18 protein-coding genes and 1 tRNA gene are annotated in these 18,232 nt (G+C 69.1%); 9 read left to right on the plus strand and 10 right to left on the minus strand.

The features are described from left to right. Positions 1 to 191 precede the first annotated feature (191 nt). Positions 192 to 512 carry a winged helix-turn-helix transcriptional regulator gene (locus tag ACH4RC_RS17575; protein WP_398201600.1) on the minus strand — a complete coding sequence of 107 codons (321 nt, stop codon included), beginning with the start codon at positions 510 to 512 and terminating at the stop codon, positions 192 to 194. A gap of 226 nt (positions 513 to 738) precedes the next feature. Here ACH4RC_RS17575 and ACH4RC_RS17580 point away from each other — a divergent pair, with 226 nt between their 5' ends. Further along, positions 739 to 1,395 carry an FMN-dependent NADH-azoreductase gene (locus ACH4RC_RS17580; protein ID WP_398201329.1) on the plus strand — a complete coding sequence of 219 codons (657 nt, stop codon included), beginning with the start codon at positions 739 to 741 and terminating at the stop codon, positions 1,393 to 1,395. A 125-nt stretch (positions 1,396 to 1,520) separates the two neighbouring features. Here ACH4RC_RS17580 and ACH4RC_RS17585 read toward each other — a convergent pair. Beyond that, positions 1,521 to 1,604, minus strand: a tRNA-Leu gene (locus ACH4RC_RS17585). A gap of 620 nt (positions 1,605 to 2,224) precedes the next feature. On the opposite strand from ACH4RC_RS17585, the gene ACH4RC_RS17590 reads away from it, so the two are divergent. The 6 genes from ACH4RC_RS17590 to pknB all read left to right on the plus strand — a co-directional run bounded on the left by ACH4RC_RS17590 (position 2,225) and on the right by pknB (position 10,460). Then, complete coding sequence (locus ACH4RC_RS17590; protein ID WP_398201331.1) at positions 2,225 to 3,088, plus strand: FhaA domain-containing protein; 864 nt, start codon at positions 2,225 to 2,227, stop codon at positions 3,086 to 3,088. Between the two features lie 10 nt (positions 3,089 to 3,098). Further along, positions 3,099 to 3,617 (plus strand): FHA domain-containing protein, encoded by a 519-nt coding sequence (locus ACH4RC_RS17595; protein WP_398201333.1) that lies wholly within the window; start codon positions 3,099 to 3,101, stop codon positions 3,615 to 3,617. A 137-nt stretch (positions 3,618 to 3,754) separates the two neighbouring features. Then, positions 3,755 to 5,326 carry a Stp1/IreP family PP2C-type Ser/Thr phosphatase gene (locus ACH4RC_RS17600; RefSeq protein WP_398201336.1) on the plus strand — a complete coding sequence of 524 codons (1,572 nt, stop codon included), beginning with the start codon at positions 3,755 to 3,757 and terminating at the stop codon, positions 5,324 to 5,326. 24 nt (positions 5,327 to 5,350) lie between these two features. Then, positions 5,351 to 6,781 carry an FtsW/RodA/SpoVE family cell cycle protein gene (locus ACH4RC_RS17605; protein WP_398201338.1) on the plus strand — a complete coding sequence of 477 codons (1,431 nt, stop codon included), beginning with the start codon at positions 5,351 to 5,353 and terminating at the stop codon, positions 6,779 to 6,781. Continuing rightward, a complete protein-coding gene (locus tag ACH4RC_RS17610; protein WP_398201341.1) occupies positions 6,778 to 8,238 on the plus strand; it encodes a peptidoglycan D,D-transpeptidase FtsI family protein in 1,461 nt (486 codons plus the stop codon). The genes ACH4RC_RS17605 and ACH4RC_RS17610 overlap by 4 nt, the downstream gene beginning before the upstream one ends. Before the next feature lie 212 nt (positions 8,239 to 8,450). Next, positions 8,451 to 10,460 (plus strand): Stk1 family PASTA domain-containing Ser/Thr kinase, encoded by a 2,010-nt coding sequence (gene pknB / locus ACH4RC_RS17615; RefSeq protein WP_398201344.1) that lies wholly within the window; start codon positions 8,451 to 8,453, stop codon positions 10,458 to 10,460. Between the two features lie 69 nt (positions 10,461 to 10,529). Here pknB and ACH4RC_RS17620 read toward each other — a convergent pair whose 3' ends face one another. The 6 genes from ACH4RC_RS17620 to ACH4RC_RS17645 all read right to left on the minus strand — a co-directional run bounded on the left by ACH4RC_RS17620 (position 10,530) and on the right by ACH4RC_RS17645 (position 15,008). Beyond that, the gene (locus ACH4RC_RS17620; protein ID WP_398201346.1) at positions 10,530 to 11,264 is read right to left on the minus strand and encodes a class E sortase; all 735 of its coding nucleotides are present in this window, start codon (positions 11,262 to 11,264) and stop codon (positions 10,530 to 10,532) included. A 46-nt stretch (positions 11,265 to 11,310) separates the two neighbouring features. Further along, positions 11,311 to 12,591, minus strand: coding sequence for a class E sortase (locus ACH4RC_RS17625; protein WP_398201349.1), 1,281 nt, complete (start codon positions 12,589 to 12,591; stop codon positions 11,311 to 11,313). Continuing rightward, the gene (locus tag ACH4RC_RS17630) at positions 12,588 to 13,235 is read right to left on the minus strand and encodes an aminodeoxychorismate/anthranilate synthase component II (protein ID WP_398201352.1); all 648 of its coding nucleotides are present in this window, start codon (positions 13,233 to 13,235) and stop codon (positions 12,588 to 12,590) included. Before ACH4RC_RS17630 ends, ACH4RC_RS17625 begins: the two co-directional genes overlap by 4 nt. Next, a complete protein-coding gene (locus ACH4RC_RS17635) occupies positions 13,232 to 13,393 on the minus strand; it encodes a hypothetical protein (RefSeq protein ID WP_361079357.1) in 162 nt (53 codons plus the stop codon). Before ACH4RC_RS17635 ends, ACH4RC_RS17630 begins: the two co-directional genes overlap by 4 nt. A gap of 73 nt (positions 13,394 to 13,466) precedes the next feature. Then, positions 13,467 to 14,159: a class E sortase gene (locus tag ACH4RC_RS17640; RefSeq protein WP_398201602.1), complete on the minus strand. Its 693-nt coding sequence runs from the start codon at positions 14,157 to 14,159 to the stop codon at positions 13,467 to 13,469. Between the two features lie 39 nt (positions 14,160 to 14,198). Beyond that, positions 14,199 to 15,008, minus strand: a complete 810-nt coding sequence (locus tag ACH4RC_RS17645; protein ID WP_398201355.1) for a DUF881 domain-containing protein — start codon at positions 15,006 to 15,008, stop codon at positions 14,199 to 14,201. Between the two features lie 153 nt (positions 15,009 to 15,161). On the opposite strand from ACH4RC_RS17645, the gene crgA reads away from it, so the two are divergent. Then, a complete protein-coding gene (gene crgA / locus ACH4RC_RS17650; RefSeq protein ID WP_356489939.1) occupies positions 15,162 to 15,419 on the plus strand; it encodes a cell division protein CrgA in 258 nt (85 codons plus the stop codon). Between the two features lie 301 nt (positions 15,420 to 15,720). Here the strand turns inward: crgA and ACH4RC_RS17655 are convergent, their stop codons facing one another. Beyond that, positions 15,721 to 16,668 carry a rhomboid family intramembrane serine protease gene (locus ACH4RC_RS17655; RefSeq protein ID WP_398201358.1) on the minus strand — a complete coding sequence of 316 codons (948 nt, stop codon included), beginning with the start codon at positions 16,666 to 16,668 and terminating at the stop codon, positions 15,721 to 15,723. Between the two features lie 40 nt (positions 16,669 to 16,708). Further along, complete coding sequence (locus ACH4RC_RS17660; protein WP_398201361.1) at positions 16,709 to 17,236, minus strand: peptidylprolyl isomerase; 528 nt, start codon at positions 17,234 to 17,236, stop codon at positions 16,709 to 16,711. A 252-nt stretch (positions 17,237 to 17,488) separates the two neighbouring features. On the opposite strand from ACH4RC_RS17660, the gene ACH4RC_RS17665 reads away from it, so the two are divergent. Further along, positions 17,489 to 18,190: a DUF5324 family protein gene (locus tag ACH4RC_RS17665; protein WP_398201605.1), complete on the plus strand. Its 702-nt coding sequence runs from the start codon at positions 17,489 to 17,491 to the stop codon at positions 18,188 to 18,190. The last annotated feature ends 42 nt before the right edge of the window (positions 18,191 to 18,232 follow it).

Genomic DNA, 18,232 nt, shown 5'->3' on the forward strand with positions numbered 1-18,232 from the left:
GGACAACCTGTCTGCTGTGGACAACCCGCCCGTTCACGACAGGCGACCCCGGCCTCCCATGACGCCCCTGACGACCCCGGCGCCCGGCGCCCCTGACGACCCCGGCGCCCCCTGGCAACCCCTGGCGGACCCGCCGCCTGCGCCTGCGCCTGCGCCCACACCCACACCCACACCCACACCCACACCCACACCTACGTCCGGAACTCCTTCGGACACGTCCCGCCCTCGGCCGCCAGATACTTCTCCGCCCACGCGCCCAGCTCGGACAGCGACGGCTCCAGCGCCGAGCCCGCCGTGGTCAGCCGGTACGAGACGCGCAGCGGCGGTCCCTCGTCGACCTGGCGTACGACAAGGCCGGCCGTGCCCAGCTCGGTCAGCCGGTCGGAGAGCATGCGCTCGCTGATCCCGGGGATGGCCCGGCGCAGGTCGGCGAAGTGCACCGGCCCCTGCATCAGGACGGACACGATCAGCCCGGTCCACCGCTTTCCGAGCAGCCCGAAGACACGCGTCATCCCGACGTCGACCCCGGTGCAGCCCTGGGGTTGGTGGGAGGCGCCCGCGCCCGCCCCGTTCGTCTCTTCCCCGATGCCCGCCATGGGTCCAGGGTACTGCGCTCACGTGAGGGGGTGAGAAAAAGTAAGTCCCTGTGCTATTACTAGTGACGTACCGAATTGCACCGTCGCACTGACCGCCACCGCCACCGCCACCGCCACCCTCGAATCTCCCTGGAGACACACCATGGCCACGCTGCTGCACATCGACTCCTCCGTTTTCACCGGCTCCGCCTCCACCTCGCACACCGTCACGGACGCGTTCCGCAAGGCATGGCAGGAGCAGCACCCCGAAGGCACGGTCATCTACCGCGATCTCGGCGCGGAGCCGGTGCCTCACATCACCGCCGACTCCCACACGGCCGGCTTCATCGACCCGGCCACGCACACCCCCGGGCAGAGCGCCGCCTTCTCCGCGCGCGTGCGGCTCATCGAGGAGCTGGAGCAGGCGGACGCCGTCGTCATCGGCGCCCCGATGTACAACTTCACGATCCCGTCGACGCTGAAGGCGTGGCTGGACAACATCATCCTGATGGGGCGCACCGCGGGTACGGAGACGCCGTCCGCGCAGGGCAAGCCGGTCACCGTCGTCGCCAGCCGCGGCGGCTCCTACGCGCCGGGCACCCCGCGCGCGGGCATGGAGTACGTGCAGAACTACCTGGAGGCGGTCCTGCGCGACGCGCTCGGCATGGATCTCGAGTTCATCGTTCCCGAGCTGACGATGGCCCCGGTCAACCCGGCCATGTCCGAGCTGCTCCCGCTCTACGAGACCTCCCGCGCCGCGGCGCTCGAGTCCGCCGAGGCCAAGGGCAAGGAGCTGGCCTCACGCCTCGCCGCCGCCTGAAGGTGACATACACCACAGGGCGTCGCGACCGACCGGCCGCGGCGCCCTTCGCGCGCCCCGGGCCCACCGCACGCGGAGCAAAGCAAAAGCCCCGCAGGTCCGAAGACCTGCGGGGCTTTTCGCTGTGCGCGAGGGGGGAGTTGAACCCCCACGCCCTTTCGGGCACTGGAACCTGAATCCAGCGCGTCTGCCTATTCCGCCACCCGCGCATTGGGTGTGTCTTCCGGTCTCTGCCTTGCGGGGTGAGCGCCTTCCGACATCCAGAAGATTAGCACGCTGCAGAGGGTGGATTCACATCCGTTTCCCCGCCCCCCTGGCGGGCACCTGACAGTGCGTACCGCGCCGGAACCTCGAGCGGACTCCGCCCCGGACCCGGCCCGGCCACCGCACCGACCTCGTACCGAACCTGGCACGGAATCGCCCCGAAACACAGCACGGAACCCGGCACGGACCACACCGGAACCACCCACCGGGGCGGCACGGACCCACACCGAAACGACCCACCGGACCGGCACGGACCCACACCGAAACAGCCCACCGGCCCCGCACCGGAACCCCGCACGGACCCGCACCGCACACGGCACCGCCCCCGCACTCCCGGGCCCGGCTCGCCCGTACCCCGCCGTCTCCACAGCCGCGTACGGGACACTGTCCCGAGGCCCCCTCTACGATCCTCCGTAGAAGGGCTGTCGAAACAGGTTGTGAGCGTCGACACTCATCGGCCGGGCTGGCAGGGGGAACCAGCCGTTTTCCCGGCGCGTGGATACGATCAGTAAGCAGTACCAAGGCAGTACACGAGAAGGCAGCGCTACGAAGGAGGAGGTGCCCCATGGGAGTCCTGAAGAAGTTCGAGCAGCGGCTCGAGGGTCTGGTCAACGGCACCTTCGCCAAAGTCTTCAAGTCCGAGGTGCAGCCCGTCGAGATCGCGGGCGCCCTCCAACGCGAGTGCGACAACAACGCGACGATCTGGAACCGCGAGCGGACGGTCGTCCCCAATGACTTCATCGTGGAGCTGAGCGCGCCGGACTACGAGCGCCTCAGCCCCTACTCGGGACAGCTCGGCGACGAACTGTCCGGCATGGTGCGCGACTACGCGAAGCAGCAGCGCTACTCCTTCATGGGCCCCATCAAGGTGCACCTGGAGAAGGCGGAGGACCTGGACACGGGTCTGTACCGGGTACGCAGCCGCACGCTCGCCTCGTCCACCAGTCAGGACCGGCCCGACCGGCCCGACCGCCCCACCGCGCCGAGGCCGAACCAGGCGCCCGGCGGCTACAACTACCCGCCGGCGACCGCGGCCGCCGCACCGCCCATGCCCGCCGCGCCGCCGCCGGGGCGTCCGGCCGCGGCAGCGGCGCACGCGCCCGCCGCCTCGCCGCAGCGCCCCGGCGCGGGCGCGATGCCCGGCACGCGCGTACGGCACTGGATCGAGATCAACGGCAGCCGCCACCAGATCTCCCGGCCGACGCTCGTTCTCGGCCGGTCCACCGAAGCAGACGTACGGATTGACGACCCCGGCGTCTCGCGCCGGCACTGCGAGATCCGGACCGGAACGCCCTCGACGATCCAGGATCTCGGGTCCACCAACGGCATCGTGGTGGACGGGCAGCACACCACCCGCGCTACGCTCCGCGACGGCTCGCGGATCGTCGTGGGTCAAACCACCATCGTTTATCGGCAAGCCGAAGGGTGAAGCGGGGGCAATGTCAGAGCTGACCCTGACGGTCATGCGGCTGGGTTTCCTGGCCGTTCTGTGGCTGTTCGTGATCGTGGCCGTCCAGGTCATCCGCAGCGATCTGTTCGGGACGCGTGTCACGCAGCGCGGCGCGCGCCGTGACAACACGCGACCCCAGCAGACCGCCCGGCAGGCCGCCGCGCCGCCGGCGCCCCAGCGCCAGCAGCAGGGCGGCGGCCGGCAGCGCCGTGGCGCGCCCACCAAGCTGGTCGTCTCCGAAGGAACCCTCACGGGTACGACGGTGGCGCTGCAGGGGCAGACGATCACGCTCGGCCGCGCACACGACAGCACGATCGTGCTTGACGACGACTACGCGTCCAGCAGGCACGCCAGGATCTATCCGGACCGGGACGGCCAGTGGATCGTCGAGGACCTCGGGTCCACCAACGGCACGTACCTGGACCGGACCCGTCTCACGACCCCCACACCGGTCCCGCTGGGCGCACCGATCCGCATCGGCAAGACCGTCATCGAGCTGCGGAAGTAGTGCTGCATCATGAATGAGCGCGAGCGGAGCGAGCGAGCCGGCGCGGCGGTCCCCGAACAGGACAGCGGCCCGCTCCCGACCGGAGGGTGGGCACCGTGCGGATGTACCCGGAGTCGGAACCAGCGGGGCAGGTGCGCATGAGTCTGTCACTGCGCTTCGCCGCCGGATCGCACAAGGGCATGATCCGCGAGGGCAACGAGGACTCGGGCTACGCCGGTCCCCGGCTGCTCGCGATCGCCGACGGCATGGGGGGCCAGGCCGCCGGTGAGGTGGCCTCGTCCGAGGTGATCTCGACCATCGTCGCGCTCGACGACGACGTGCCGGGCTCGGACATCCTGACGTCGCTCGGCACCGCCGTACAGCGTGCCAACGACCAGCTCCGCATGATGGTCGAGGAGGACCCCCAGCTCGAGGGCATGGGGACCACCCTCACCGCCCTGCTGTGGACCGGCCAGCGCCTCGGCCTCGTACACGTCGGCGACTCGCGCGCGTACCTGCTGCGCGACGGCGTGCTCACGCAGATCACGCAGGACCACACGTGGGTGCAGCGCCTCGTCGACGAGGGCCGCATCACCGAGGAGGAAGCCACCACGCACCCGCAGCGTTCGCTGCTGATGCGCGCGCTCGGCAGTGGCGACCACGTCGAACCGGACCTCTCGATCCGTGAGGTGCGGGCCGGCGACCGCTATCTGATCTGCTCCGACGGCCTGTCCGGCGTCGTCTCCCACCAGACGATGGAGGAGACCCTCGCCAGCTACCAGGGCCCGCAGGAGACCGTCCAGGACCTGATCCAGCTGGCTCTGCGCGGCGGTGGCCCGGACAACGTGACGGTGATCGTCGCCGACGTCCTCGACATCGACAGCGGCGACACCCTCGCGGGCCAGATGTCCGACGCCCCCGTGGTCGTCGGCGCGGTCGCCGAGAACCAGCACCAGCTGCAGGACGGCGGTGCCATGGAGACCCCCGCGGGGCGCGCCTCCAGCCTCGGGCGCCCGGCCCACGGCCACCAAGGCGGCGGCGAGTTCGGCCCGCCCGGCAGCGGCGACAGCGACGGCTACGCGCCCGAGGGGAACTTCGGCGCGTACGCGGACGAGGACTTCGTCAAGCCGCGCCGCGGCCGCAGGTGGATCAAGAGATCCCTCTACACCGTGCTCGCGCTCGCCGTCATCGGCGGCGGTCTGTACGGCGGTTACCGCTGGACCCAGACGCAGTACTTCGTCGGCTCGAACGACGACCACGTGGCGCTCTACCGCGGCATCAACCAGGATCTCGCCTGGGTGAGCCTGTCCAAGGTGGAGAAGGACCATCCGGAGGTCGAGCTCAAGTACCTGCCGCCGTACCAGAAGAAGCAGGTCGAGGCGACGATCGCCGAAGGTGATCTGGCGGCCGCGCAGGACAAGATCGACGAGCTGTCCGCGCAGGCCGGCGCGTGCAAGAAGCAGGCCGAGCGCGAGCAGGCCGTTCAGAACCAGAGCAACGCGAAGACCGGCGAGGGCGAAGCCGGCGGGACCGTGGGTGGCACCGATGCCGTCTCCAAGGCGTCCTTCCACAAGGAGACGACCGCGCCGAACCCGCCCAACCCGTCTGGCTCGCCCGACCCGTCCCGTTCGCCGTCCGGCAAGGCGAAGTCACCGTCACCCACGCCCACTCCTGGCCCCACTCTTTCCGAGGAAGAGCAGCAGCTGGCCAAGGCGTGCGCGCAGCAGTAGAAGCCTTGGGGGCCACAGCACGCCATGAGTAGTAGTTCCACGACCCATACGTCGACCATCGGCGCGATCGGCGCGCCCAGCCGGCGCAACACCGAGCTGGCGCTCCTCGCGTTCGCCGTGGTCATCCCCGTCTTCGCGTACGCCAATGTCGGCCTGGCCATCGACGGGGAGCTCCCCGCCGGTCTGCTCGGGTACGGGCTCGGCCTCGGCCTGCTCGCGGGCGTCGCCCACATCGTCGTACGCAAGTTCGCGGCGTACGCGGACCCGCTGCTGCTGCCGCTGGCGACGCTGCTCAACGGGCTCGGCCTTGTCGTCATCTGGCGTCTGGACCAGTCGGAGCGGCTGCAGCGCCTGGGCAAGCTGGCCTACGGCGCGTTCAGCCCGTCCGCGCCCAAGCAGCTGCTGTACTCCGCCATCGGCATCGCGCTGTTCGTCGCCGTACTGCTGCTGCTCAAGGACCACCGCATCCTGCAGCGCTACACCTACATCTCGATGGTCGGCGCGATCATCCTGCTGCTGCTGCCGCTGGTGCCGGGGCTCGGCCAGAACATCTTCGGCGCGAAGATCTGGATCCACATCGGCGGCTTCTCCATCCAGCCCGGTGAGTTCGCGAAGATCGTCATCGCGATCTTCTTCGCCGGCTACCTGATGGTGAAGCGGGACGCGCTGGCGCTCGCCTCGCGCCGCTTCATGGGGATGTACCTGCCGCGCGGGCGCGACCTCGGTCCGATCATCGTCGTCTGGGCGATGTCGATCCTCATCCTCGTCTTCGAGACCGACCTCGGTACGTCGCTGCTGTTCTTCGGCATGTTCGTCGTCATGCTGTACGTCGCCACCGAGCGCACCAGCTGGATCGTCTTCGGTCTGCTGATGTCCGGCATCGGCGCCGTCAGCGTCGCCAGCTTCGAACCGCACGTGCAGGAGCGCGTCGACGCCTGGCTGAACCCGTTCTCCGACTCGGTCATCGCCTCCACGGGGTCCGACCAGATCGCCCAGTCCCTGATGGCGTTCGGCTCCGGCGGTGTTCTCGGTACCGGGCTCGGCCAGGGCAACTCCGACCTGATCGGGTTCGCCGCCAACTCCGACTTCATCCTCGCCACGTACGGCGAGGAGATGGGCCTGGCCGGCGTCATGGCCGTCCTGCTCATCTACGGGCTGATCGTGGAGCGGGGCGTGCGCACCGCGCTCGCCGCGCGCGACCCGTTCGGCAAGCTGCTCGCGGTCGGCCTGTCCGGCGCCTTCGCGATCCAGGTGTTCGTCGTCGCGGGCGGCGTCATGGGTCTCATCCCGCTGACCGGTATGACCATGCCGTTCCTGGCCTACGGTGGTTCGTCCGTCATCGCGAACTGGGCGCTCGTCGGCATCCTGATCCGCATCAGCGACACCGCCCGCCGCCCGGCCCCCGCGCCCGCCGCCAACCCCGACGCCGAGATGACCCAGGTGGTCCGACCGTGAACAAGCCCCTGCGCCGCATCGCGATCTTCTGTGGTCTGCTCGTTCTCGCGCTCCTGATCCGCGACAACTGGATCCAGTACGTCCAGGCCGACTCGTTGCAGACCAACGAGAAGAACCGCCGCGTCACGATCGAGCGCTACGCCCAGCCGCGCGGCAACATCATCGTCGACGGCGAGCCCGTCACCGGATCCAAGGCGACCTCCGGCACCGACCTGAAGTACAAGCGGACCTGGAAGAACGGGCCCATGTGGTCGCCCGTCACCGGCTACGCCTCGCAGATCGTCGGCGCCACCCAGCTCGAGTCCATCGAGGACGGCATCCTCACCGGCAACGACGACCGGCTCTTCTTCCGCCAGACGCTCGACATGATCACCGGCAAGAAGAAGGAGGGCGGCAATGTCACGACCACCCTCAACGCCAAGGCGCAGAAGGCCGCCTACGACGGCCTGAAGACGCGCGGCAAGGGCGCCGTCGCCGCCATCGAACCGTCCACCGGCAAGATCCTCGCGCTGGCCTCCACGCCCTCGTACGACCCCTCGGTCTTCGCGGGCAACTCGACCAAGGACAGCGAGACCTTCGGCAAGCTCGACAAGGACAAGGACAAGCCGCTCCTGAACCGAGCGCTGCGCGAGACGTACCCGCCGGGTTCGACGTTCAAGCTGGTCACGGCCGCGGCCGCGCTGGAGAGCGGCAACTACGACCCGGACAAGGCGACCGAGACGCCGCTGCCGTGGACGATGCCGGGCACTACGACGCCGCTGCCGAACGAAGGCAACATCCCCTGCGAGAACGCGACGCTGCGAGTCGCCCTCAAGGTCTCCTGCAACACCGTCTTCGGCAAGATCGGCTCCGACCTCGGCAACGACAAGATGGTCGAGGAAGCCGAGAAGTTCGGCTTCAACAAGCAGCAGTTCGTCCCGGTCCGCTCCAACGCGTCGAACTTCGACGACGACATGAACCAGTCGCAGACGGCCCTGTCCTCCATCGGTCAGTACAACACCGCCGCGACCCCGCTCCAGATGGCCATGGTCGCCTCCGCGATCGCCAACGACGGCAAGCTCATGCAGCCGTACATGGTCGACGAGCTGAAGGCCCCGAACCTCGACACCATCGAGAAGACGGAGCCCAAGGAGATGAGCAGGCCGCTCTCCGAGGAGAACGCGCAGAAGCTCCAGTCGATGATGGAGACGGTCGTCAACGACGGCACCGGCACCAACGCCAAGATCCCCGGTGTCACGGTCGGCGGCAAGACCGGTACCGCCCAGCACGGCGTCGACAACAGCGAGAAGCCGTACGCCTGGTTCGTCTCCTACGCGAAGACGAGCTCCGGCTCGCCGGTCGCCGTGGCCGTGGTGGTCGAGGACAGCGCGGCCAGCCGTCAGGACATCTCCGGTGGCGGTCTCGCCGCCCCGATCGCGAAGAGCGTGATGGAAGCGGTCATCGGCAAGAAGGGGTGACCCGAGCGACAGGGGCCACCGGGGGGCCACGGCCTCCCTGTGACCCCGGTCACCCGCATTTCACAGAGACGCACGTGGCGGTACCGGTCCTGTCACGGGTCACCCTGGTGGCCAGGTCACGTCGGGCAGGCCGGGTACGGTATGCCCGGACAGCACACCGCCCGACCCCGCACGGGACGGTCGGGACCGACGGAGAGGGCTGGTAGGTAACCATGGAAGAGCCGCGTCGCCTCGGCGGCCGGTACGAGCTGGGCCACGTGCTCGGCCGTGGTGGCATGGCCGAGGTCTACCTCGCGCATGACTCCCGGCTGGGGCGGACGGTGGCGGTGAAGACGCTGCGGGCGGACCTCGCGCGCGACCCGTCGTTCCAGGCCCGGTTCCGCCGGGAGGCCCAGTCGGCCGCCTCGCTCAACCATCCCGCGATCGTGGCGGTGTACGACACGGGTGAGGACTACGTCGACCAGGTCTCCATCCCGTACATCGTGATGGAGTACGTCGACGGCTCCACGCTCCGCGAGCTCCTGCACAGCGGCCGCAAGCTGCTGCCGGAGCGGTCCATGGAGATGACGATCGGCATCCTCCAGGCCCTGGAGTACTCGCACCGGGCGGGCATCGTCCACCGCGACATCAAGCCCGCCAACGTGATGCTGACCCGCAACGGCCAGGTCAAGGTCATGGACTTCGGCATCGCCCGCGCCATGGGCGACTCCGGCATGACGATGACGCAGACCGCCGCGGTCATCGGCACCGCCCAGTACCTCTCCCCCGAGCAGGCCAAGGGCGAGCAGGTCGACGCCCGCTCCGACCTGTACTCGACGGGCTGCCTGCTCTACGAGCTGCTCACCGTCCGGCCGCCGTTCGTCGGCGACTCCCCGGTGGCCGTCGCCTACCAGCACGTACGCGAGGAGCCGCAGCCGCCCAGCGTCTTCGACGGCGAGATCACGCCCGAGATGGACGCGATCGTCCTCAAGGCGCTCACCAAGGACCCGGACTACCGCTACCAGTCGGCCGACGAGATGCGCGCCGACATCGAGGCCTGCCTCGACGGCCAGCCCGTCGCCGCCACCGCCGCCATGGGCGCGGTCGGCTACGGCGCGGGCGACGGCTACGGGAACGACCAGCAGACGGCGATGCTGCGCCCGCAGAACGGCGCGGCGCCCACCTCGATGCTCCCGCCCGTCAACCCCGACGACGGCGGTTACGGCTACGACGACCGCCCCGACCGCCGCAAGCAGGGCAAGAACCGCACCTCGACGATCCTCCTCGTCGTCGCGGGCGTCCTCGTCCTGGTCGGCGCGATCCTCATCGGCAAGTACGTGATGAGCGGCGACAGCGGCGACGGCGACGTCACCGTGCCGTCCCTGGTCGGTGAGACCTTCGAGGGCGCCCAGCAGAAGGCCGAGAACATCGACCTGAAGGTCGTCCGCGGTGACAGCATGCCGTGCGAGGACCAGCCCGCGAAGCGCGTCTGCGAGCAGGACCCGAAGGACGGCGGTTCGGTCGCCAAGGGCGACACGATCACCGTTCGGATGTCGACGGGCGCGCCGAAGGTCGTGGTCCCTGACGTGCAGGGCCTGTCCTTCGACGAGGCCGAGAAGATGCTCAACGCCAAGGGCTTCACCAACATCAAGAAGGAGACCGAGGAGTCCGAGCGGACCCCGGGCAAGGTCATCGACCAGGACCCCAAGGGCGACGCCAAGGTCGAGAAGGGCGTCGAGATCACCCTGACCGTCGCCACGGAGAAGGCGACCACCACGGTCCCCAACGTCTCCGGCGGCAACCTCACCTGCGACCAGGCGACCGCCCAGCTCCAGGCGAGCAACCTCAAGGCGAGCTGCACCGAGGAGGAGAACGCCACGGTCGAGGAGGGCAAGGTCTTCTCCCAGAACCTCGGCGCGGGCACCACGGCCGACCCGGGCTCCACGGTCCAGCTGAAGTTCGCCAAGGCGCCCCAGCAGCTGCAGGTACCCGGAGACCTCGCGGGCAAGAAGCTCAAGGACGTGCAGCAGCAGCTGTCCGGCATGGGCCTCCAGGTCCAGGTCTCGGGCTCCTCCGACGAGAACGCCACGGTCGTCACGAGCCAGCCGGCCCCCAACAGCACCGTGAAGAAGGGCGACACCGTCACCCTGCTCACGACGCCGCCGGCCGGCGGCGACAACGGCGGCGGCGACAACGGCGGCGGCTTCATCGGCGGCAACTTCGGCCGCGGCGACGACGACTGACCCTCCACCGCAGCAGCACACGACGGAGCCCCGCCCCCTTCCGAGGGGGCGGGGCTCCGTTCGTCGGCGCTAGCGCAGTTCCTTCGGCGGCGTCCGGTCGCTGTCGACCTTCTCGACCCGCTCCAGCTCGCCCCAGACCACGTAGCGGTAGCGCGAGGTGTAGACGGGCGTGCACGTCGTCAGGGTGATGTAGTGGCCAGCCTTCTTCTTCCCGGACTCCTTCGGGATCTGGCCGATGACGTCCACGTTGTACTTCGAGGTCTCGGGGAGGATGTCGTAGACCTTGTAGACGTACCACTTGTCGCGGGACTCGTAGACGATCGAGTCGCCCTTCTTGATCTTGTCGATGTTGTGGAACTTGGCGCCGTGCCCGTCCCGGTGGGCCGCCAGGGAGAAGTTGCCGTTCTTGCCGCTGGTGGGCAGCACGGCCTTCACGGGGTCCGTGTAGTACCCGGCGACGCCGTCGTTGAGGATCTTGGACGTCGTGCCCTTCTCGACGAGCACCTCGCCCTTGCCCATCGCCGGGACGTGCAGGAACCCGATGCCGTCCTTGGTGTCCAGGGCGCCGGGGCCGGTCGCCTGCGACCAGTGGTCGCGGACCTTGTCGCCCTGCTTGTGCGCGGCACGGTCGGCCACCACGTTCGTCCACCACAGCGAGTAGACGACGAACAGGCCGAGCAGCAGACCGCCGGTGATGAGCAGCTCACCGAAGAGGCTCACGGCCATCGCGATCCGTCCACGACGGGGCGGCGGCACGGGGGCTTTCGTCTCGGCCTCTTCCTCGTGGTCGGTCGTCGCTGCCACTGCCTGTGCCCCGTCCCTGTGCCGAAATGCCCCTGTTCACCGCCGGCTAGCCGACGAGCGCGTCCGGCTTGCCCTCGCTGCGCGGCCGCTCCTCGACCATCTTGCCCCAGACGATCATTCGATACGTACTGGTGAATTCCGGAGTGCACGTCGTCAGAGTGATGTAGCGGCCCGGCGCGGTGAACCCGGACCCCGCGGGGACCGGATTGATCACCGCCGTGTTGGACGGCGACGTCGAGGGCAGCAGGCTCGACATCTTGTAGACGTAGTACTTGTCCTGCGTCTCGACCACGATGGGATCGCCCGGCTTGAGCCGGTTGACGTACCGGAACGGCTCGCCGTGGGTGTTGCGGTGGCCCGCGAGCGCGAAGTTCCCGGTCTTCGCCTCGGGCATCGCGGTGGGAATGCTGTCCTTGTCGTAGTGCCCGACCATGCCCTTGTCGAGCACCTTCGTCTTGCTGATGCCCTCCGCGATCGGCACCACGACGTCCAGCTTCGGGATGTAGAGGATGGCGAAGCCCTGCCCGGGTTGGAACGAGTCCGGCTTGCCCTTGCCGTTCGCCCAGTCGTCCTCGAGGCTGTGCCGGGCGTTGCCCGCGAGGTTGTGGGCCCGGATGTTCGACCACCACAGCTGGTAGGTGACGAACAGCAGCATCAGGACGCCGATGCTGATGAAGACCTCACCGAGCGCGCGGCTCACGAGGACGCCCGCCGTGGGTTTGGCCGCCCGCGCGGCCCGCCGCGCCTCGACCCGCGACAACGGCTTCCCGTCGCCGTCCTGGGCGGGCGCCGCCGTCTCCTGCGCCTCGCCGCCGGCCCGCCGTCTGCCGCCACCGCCCTTCTTGGCGGCCTTTCTGCGGGCGGCGCGGCCGCCGGTGACGACAGGACTCTCAGCCCTGGTCCCCGGCCCCGGCTCTTCCCGCTCATCCGGCTCATCCGGCCCGGAATCGGGGTCGGGCCGAGGGTCCAGTATTCGCCGTGTGTCGGCCGTACGCAGCGCCACGGTCTCGTCGTCCCGTACGGGCGCCTGCGGCGCGGCCTGAGCCCCGCTGTACCAGTCCTGGGCGTATCCCTCGGGGTCGTACCACTCGGGCTCAGGATCGGGCCGCTCCGCCTGCCGTTCCGGGGGCTGCGACAGGCCGAGCTCCGACAGGCCGGGCTCCGACAGGCCGGGCTCCGGTTCCGCGGGGTCCGGCTGTCCGCCCTCCGCCCGGAACCAGGGCGACGGATGCTGCCCCGGCAGCGGATCGTTCAGGGGGTCGTCGAGGCCCCTGACGGCGTCCTCGAACCCACCGGCGCCGCCCTGCTCGGGGCGCAGCGCGGTCACGCCGAGGCCCTGCCCACGACCGGCGCGAGCCCGGCCGAGCGGCCCACCGCCTCCTTGTCACCGCATTCGGCGAGCCAGTTCGCCAGCATCAGGTGCCCGTGCTCGGTCAGGACGGACTCCGGGTGGAACTGGACGCCCTCGACCCGCAGTTCACGGTGGCGCAGCCCCATCACGATGCCGTCCTCGGTCCGCGCGGTCACCTCGAACTCCGCCGGTACGGTGCCGGGCTCGGCGGCCAGCGAGTGGTACCGGGTCGCGGTGAACGGGTCGGGCAGCCCCGCGAAGACGCCCGTGCCGTCGTGGCGCACGAGCGAGGTCTTGCCGTGCAGCAGCTCGGGCGCCCGGCCGACCACACCCCCGTACGCCACCTGCATCGACTGCATGCCGAGGCAGACGCCGAAGACGGGGACGCCGGTCGCCGCGCAGTGGCGCACCATGTCGATGCAGACACCGGCCTGCTCGGGCGCGCCGGGGCCCGGGCTGAGCAGGACGCCGTCGAAACCGTCCTGCGCGTGCGCCGTGCTCACCTCGTCGTTGCGCAGCACCTCGCACTCGGCGCCCAGCTGATACAGGTACTGGACGAGGTTGAAGACGAAGCTGTCGTAGTTGTCGACGACGAGAATGCGGGTCTTTCGCGTACTCACTGGCCGTCCACCGTCACATCGTTGAAGGGCAGCAGCGGCTCGGCCCACGGGAACACGTACTGGAAGAGGACGTAGACCACGGCGAGGACGAGCACCAGCGAGATCGCCGCCCTCAGCCACGCGTTGCCCGGCAGATGCCGCCAGATCCAGCCGTACATGCCGGTCGCTCCCCTTCGACAGTCCCTCAACACCATCGCCGCACGGCTTCAGCCGTCGCCGTACGCCACCAGACTAACGGCGCAACGCCTCCGGTTTCCCGGCCTCCACAGGCTGAATGGCATCCAAGTGGGCCCAGACGATCAACCGGTGACTGTGGCCCCACTCCGGATCACAGGTGGTGAGCGTCAGATAGCGGCCCGGTGCCGGATACCCGGACCTGCGCGGCACCGGATCGATGACGGCGACATCGGTGGGCAGCGTCCGGTACGGACCCTTGTCGATCCGGTACGTGAACCAGGTCGTCCCGTCGGTCAGGACCACCGCGTCCCCCGCCCGCAGCCTGGGGAAATCCTTGAACGGATCGCCATACGTGCGCCGGTGCCCGGCGACCGCGAAGTTCCCCTTCTGCCCGAGCTGCGCGGTGCCCGCGTAGTGACCGAGCCCCTTCTTCAGGGTCCCGACCCTCGTGTCCTCGAGCACGGGCTTGTTCCACGTGAAACCAAGGCGCGGGATGTACATCACGGCGAACGGTTTGCCGCCCTCGTACGCGGCCGGATTCGGCGGCGTCTCCTGCGTGGAGGAACCCGCGGGCGGGGCGGTGGCGACCGGCCGCTTGGCCCACTGCTCGTGCAGGACGTCGATCTGGTGGTTCATCGCACCGTGGGCCTTCACACCGGTCCAGAACAGCACGTACACCACGAACAGCACGATCACGGCGCCGACGGTGATGCAGAGTTCGCTCACCGACCTGACGACGACCCGCACCGACACCGACGGCCTCCCGCCCTGCCCAGGTACTGCCTGCTACTGCACCGGCTTCGCGTAGTGGAGATCCACTGTGCCCGAGTACGCGGGAAGAGTCACCGCCCCGTCGTCCTCGACTTTCCAGCCGAGCCCGTACGCGTTGACGTAGAGCATGTAGTTCTGGATCTCGGGGGAGGCCGCGACCGCGTGCTTCATCTTTTCGGGGTCACCCACCGCGGTGATCTTGTACGGCGGTGAGTAGACCCGCCCCTGGAGGATCAGGGTGTTGCCCACGCAGCGGACGGCGGAGGTGGAGATGAGACGCTGGTCCATCACCTTGATGCCCTCGGCGCCCCCGTGCCAGAGCGCGTTCACCACGGCCTGGAGGTCCTGCTGGTGGATGACGAGGTCGTTCGGTTGCGGCTCGGGGTAGCCGGGGAGCTTGGCCGTCGCGTTCGGCGGGGCGTCGTCGAGCGTGACGGAGACCGCCTCGCCCTTGAGCTTCTTCGTGCCGGACGCCGTCTCCAGACGGTCCAGCTTCTCGTCCTCCGCCTTGGTCGAGCCGTCGTCGCGCTCGGCGAGCGATTCGACGTCGTCCCGCACGCCGCTGTTGCCCTCCTCCAGCTCCTTGTTCTTCCGGCTGCGGTCCTGAATGAGGTCGGAAAGCTTCAGAAGGGACGCGTCCGTGCGGATATTGGTGCCCTTGGCCGTATTGAAACTGGTGAAGAAGATGAGCCCGGCGAGGGCGAAAACGCCCACTGTGAGCAGCCGCACGGGACGGAAACGCCCGCGCCCGGAACCACTGCCGGGAACGACGGGGTCGCCAGGGGCGTTGACAGGCCCTTTGTCAGGGTCGGCAGAATTGCTCAACGTACCCTTATCTCCTTCGACGCCGCGGAAGCACTACGCTAACGGACGCCCGGGGGAGCGCTCGGATTCCTTTGAACTTCCCCTTGTACGCTGCTCCGGAGCCAGCCCACGTCCCCTGCGCGGCCACGCAGCGCATCGACAGGAGAGACCCTCGTGCCGAAGTCACGTATCCGCAAGAAGGCCGACTACACGCCGCCGCCGGCGTCGAAGCAGGCAGCCAACATCAAGCTGACCAACCGCGGGTGGGTGGCCCCGGTGATGCTCGCGATGTTCCTCATCGGACTCGCCTGGATCGTGGTCTTCTACGTGACCGACGGGTCTCTGCCGATCGATGCCCTCGGCAACTGGAACATCGTCGTGGGCTTCGGCTTCATCGCGGCCGGGTTCGGCGTCTCCACCCAGTGGAAGTAGCGCGACGGTCCGCGCTTGCCCGAGTCGTCCGCGGGCATGTTCACGAGCTTGTCCACGGGGTTATCCACAGGGCTTTTCCACAGTGTTGAAAAGGTCAGACGATCTGTGGATAACTCTCGGGAGATTGACGCCGGTGTGACCGGTCAGGTCACGCTAGTTCACCTGTTCGCCCCTTGCCTCTCCTGGGAAAACCCAGCTCAGAGGCGAGGGGCGCGCTCGTTCCGCACAGCATGCACAAGATCCGGCACGCGCTGTGGACAACGTCCGCTCCCAAGCGGTCACCATCGGTGGAGAAGCGGGCTCAGGTGAGCTGCGCGGTCCTGACGAGAACGATGCCGAGCACGGCCACGAGGACCAGTGCGCAGACCCCGTACTGGATCAGCGCGCGGCGCTCGTGCGGGGCGTGGACCATGGCGTACCCGATGACGAGCCCACCGACCAGGCCGCCGATGTGGGCCTGCCACGAGATGTCCCGCCACGTGAACGTGAAGAGCAGGTTCAGCGCGAGCAGGGCGACGACGGGGCGCAGGTCGTAGTCGAGCCGCCGCATCAGGACGGCGGTCGCGCCGAGCAGTCCGAAGATCGCGCCGGAGGCTCCGAGAGTGGCCGCGCCCGGCGCGGCGAAGGCGTACGCGGTGGCGCTGCCCGCAAGGCCGGACAGGAAGTAGAGGGCCAGGTAGCGGACTCTGCCCAGCTGCGCCTCCAGGGGGCCGCCGAGCCACCACAGGCCGAGCATGTTGAACGCGATGTGCCACACCTCGTTGTGCGTGAACATCGAGGTGACCAGGCGGTACCACTCCCCGGCCGCGACACCCCGGTCGGGCGTGAAAGGCGCGGGCGGCCAGGCGCCGACCAGGACGAACCGGTCGAGCAGAGCGTCGTCCACGTGGACCGCGATGAACACGGCCAGGTTGATCACGACGAGGATCTTGGTCACCAGCCGCGGGTCCGCGGCGACGCTTCCCCCGGCCACGGTCCGCGGCCGGCTCGCGCCCGGCGCATGCCCGGTGCCGGAACCACCACGCACGCACTCCGGGCACTGGAACCCGACCGAGGCGCTGATCATGCACTGGGGACAGATGGGCCGCTCGCACCGGACACAGCGGATGCCGGTCCGCTGGTCCGGATGGCGATAACAACCGGGCAGGTCATGGGCGGCATGGGCGTCCCGCGGATCCTGCGAATCCTGCGGACCCTTCGGGTTCTGCGGATCCTGCGGGTTCTGCGGGCTGTCGGGCGCCTGGTCCATGACCGGCCTCCTAGGGGCCTGCTAGGCAGGAGGGCAGGAGTCAGCGGGTCTCCACGACCACCGACTCGATGACCACGTCCCGCACCGGACGGGCGGTGCGCGGATTCGTCTGGGTGGCGGCGATGCTGTCCACGACCTTCCGGCCCGCCTCGTCGACGACCTCACCGAAGATCGTGTGCTTACGGGTCAGCCAGGCGGTCGGGGCGACGGTGATGAAGAACTGCGACCCGTTCGTCCCCGGCCCCGCGTTGGCCATGGCGAGCAGGTACGGCTTGGTGAAGGCCAGGTCCGGGTGGAACTCGTCCTCGAACTGGTAGCCGGGGCCGCCCGTCCCGTTCCCCAGCGGATCGCCCGCCTGGATCATGAAGCCACTGAGGACACGGTGGAACACGGTGCCGTCGTAGAGCGGCGTCGTGGACTTCTCCCCGGTCTCCGGATTGGTCCACTCCCGCTCGCCCTTGGCGAGCTCCACGAAGTTCCTGACCGTCTTCGGCGCGTGGTTCGGCAGGAGTCTGACCTCGATGTCGCCCTGGTTGGTCCTGAGGGTGGCGTACAGCTGCTCGGCCACGGTCTGCCTTCCGTTGTCTTCGGTGCCCTGCCGATCCTCCCATGGCGCAGGCGGGAGCCAGAGGTTTCAGCCACCCAAAACCGGTCTACTCGTAACCGCAGAGGCGCGCCCCGCCACGATCCGTGGCATTGTCGTCGCCAGGCCCCTACCGCTCCTTTACAAGCCTTACCACCGCAATGAGCTTCTGGCAGGCATGATCCGCAAAAGGGTGGAAAGGTGAAATACCTGTACGCCACCGAGGAGGAGGAACCCGTGACCCGCATCGACAGCGTGCGCGCCGCGACCGGCTCGGCGAAGGACAGCGTGCTGCACGCCGCGGACGTGGTGGCGCCTTACGCCGGGACGGCCAAGGACCGTGCGACGCAGTACGCGCACGAAGCGCGCGTCGTTCTCGGCCCCAAGGTCTCGCAGGCCGCCCAGCAGGCGCGCGCCCAATACGGCGCCCACCTGGCTCCGCGCCTTGAGCAGGCACGCACCCATGTCCCGCCGAAGGTCGACCATGCCGCACATGAGGCGGCCACCCGCACGCTCCAGGCCGCCAGGCAGGCCGCCGAGTACTCGAAGCCCCGCATCGAGCAAGCCATGGCGTCTGCCCAGCCGGTGGCCGAGGAGGCGACGGCCCGCAGCGTCGCCGCCCTCGCCGCGCTGCGCGGACAGGTCTCCCCCAAGGAGGTCCAGAAGCTCGTCCGCAAGCACGAGCGCCGTGCCCGGGCGGGCCGCTTCGCCAAGGGGCTCTTGGTGCTGACCGTCGTGGCGGGCGGTGCCTACGTCGCGTGGAAGTGGTGGGACAAGCAGGCCAACCCGGACTGGCTGGTCGAGCCCCCCGCCGCCACCGAGGTCCCCGACGGCACCCCGCTGACCTCGGTCGACGGCACCAGTGCCCAGGACGTCCTCGACCCGGAGGTCCAGGCCAAGCAGGCCGAGGCGGAGGCAAGCCCGGAAGACCCCCGCTGAGCCCTACGTATGCCGAAGCCCCTCTGGCTGCCAGGCGAACCT

The organism is Streptomyces sp. NPDC016845, assembly GCF_044332585.1.
Lineage (GTDB): Bacteria > Actinomycetota > Actinomycetes > Streptomycetales > Streptomycetaceae > Streptomyces.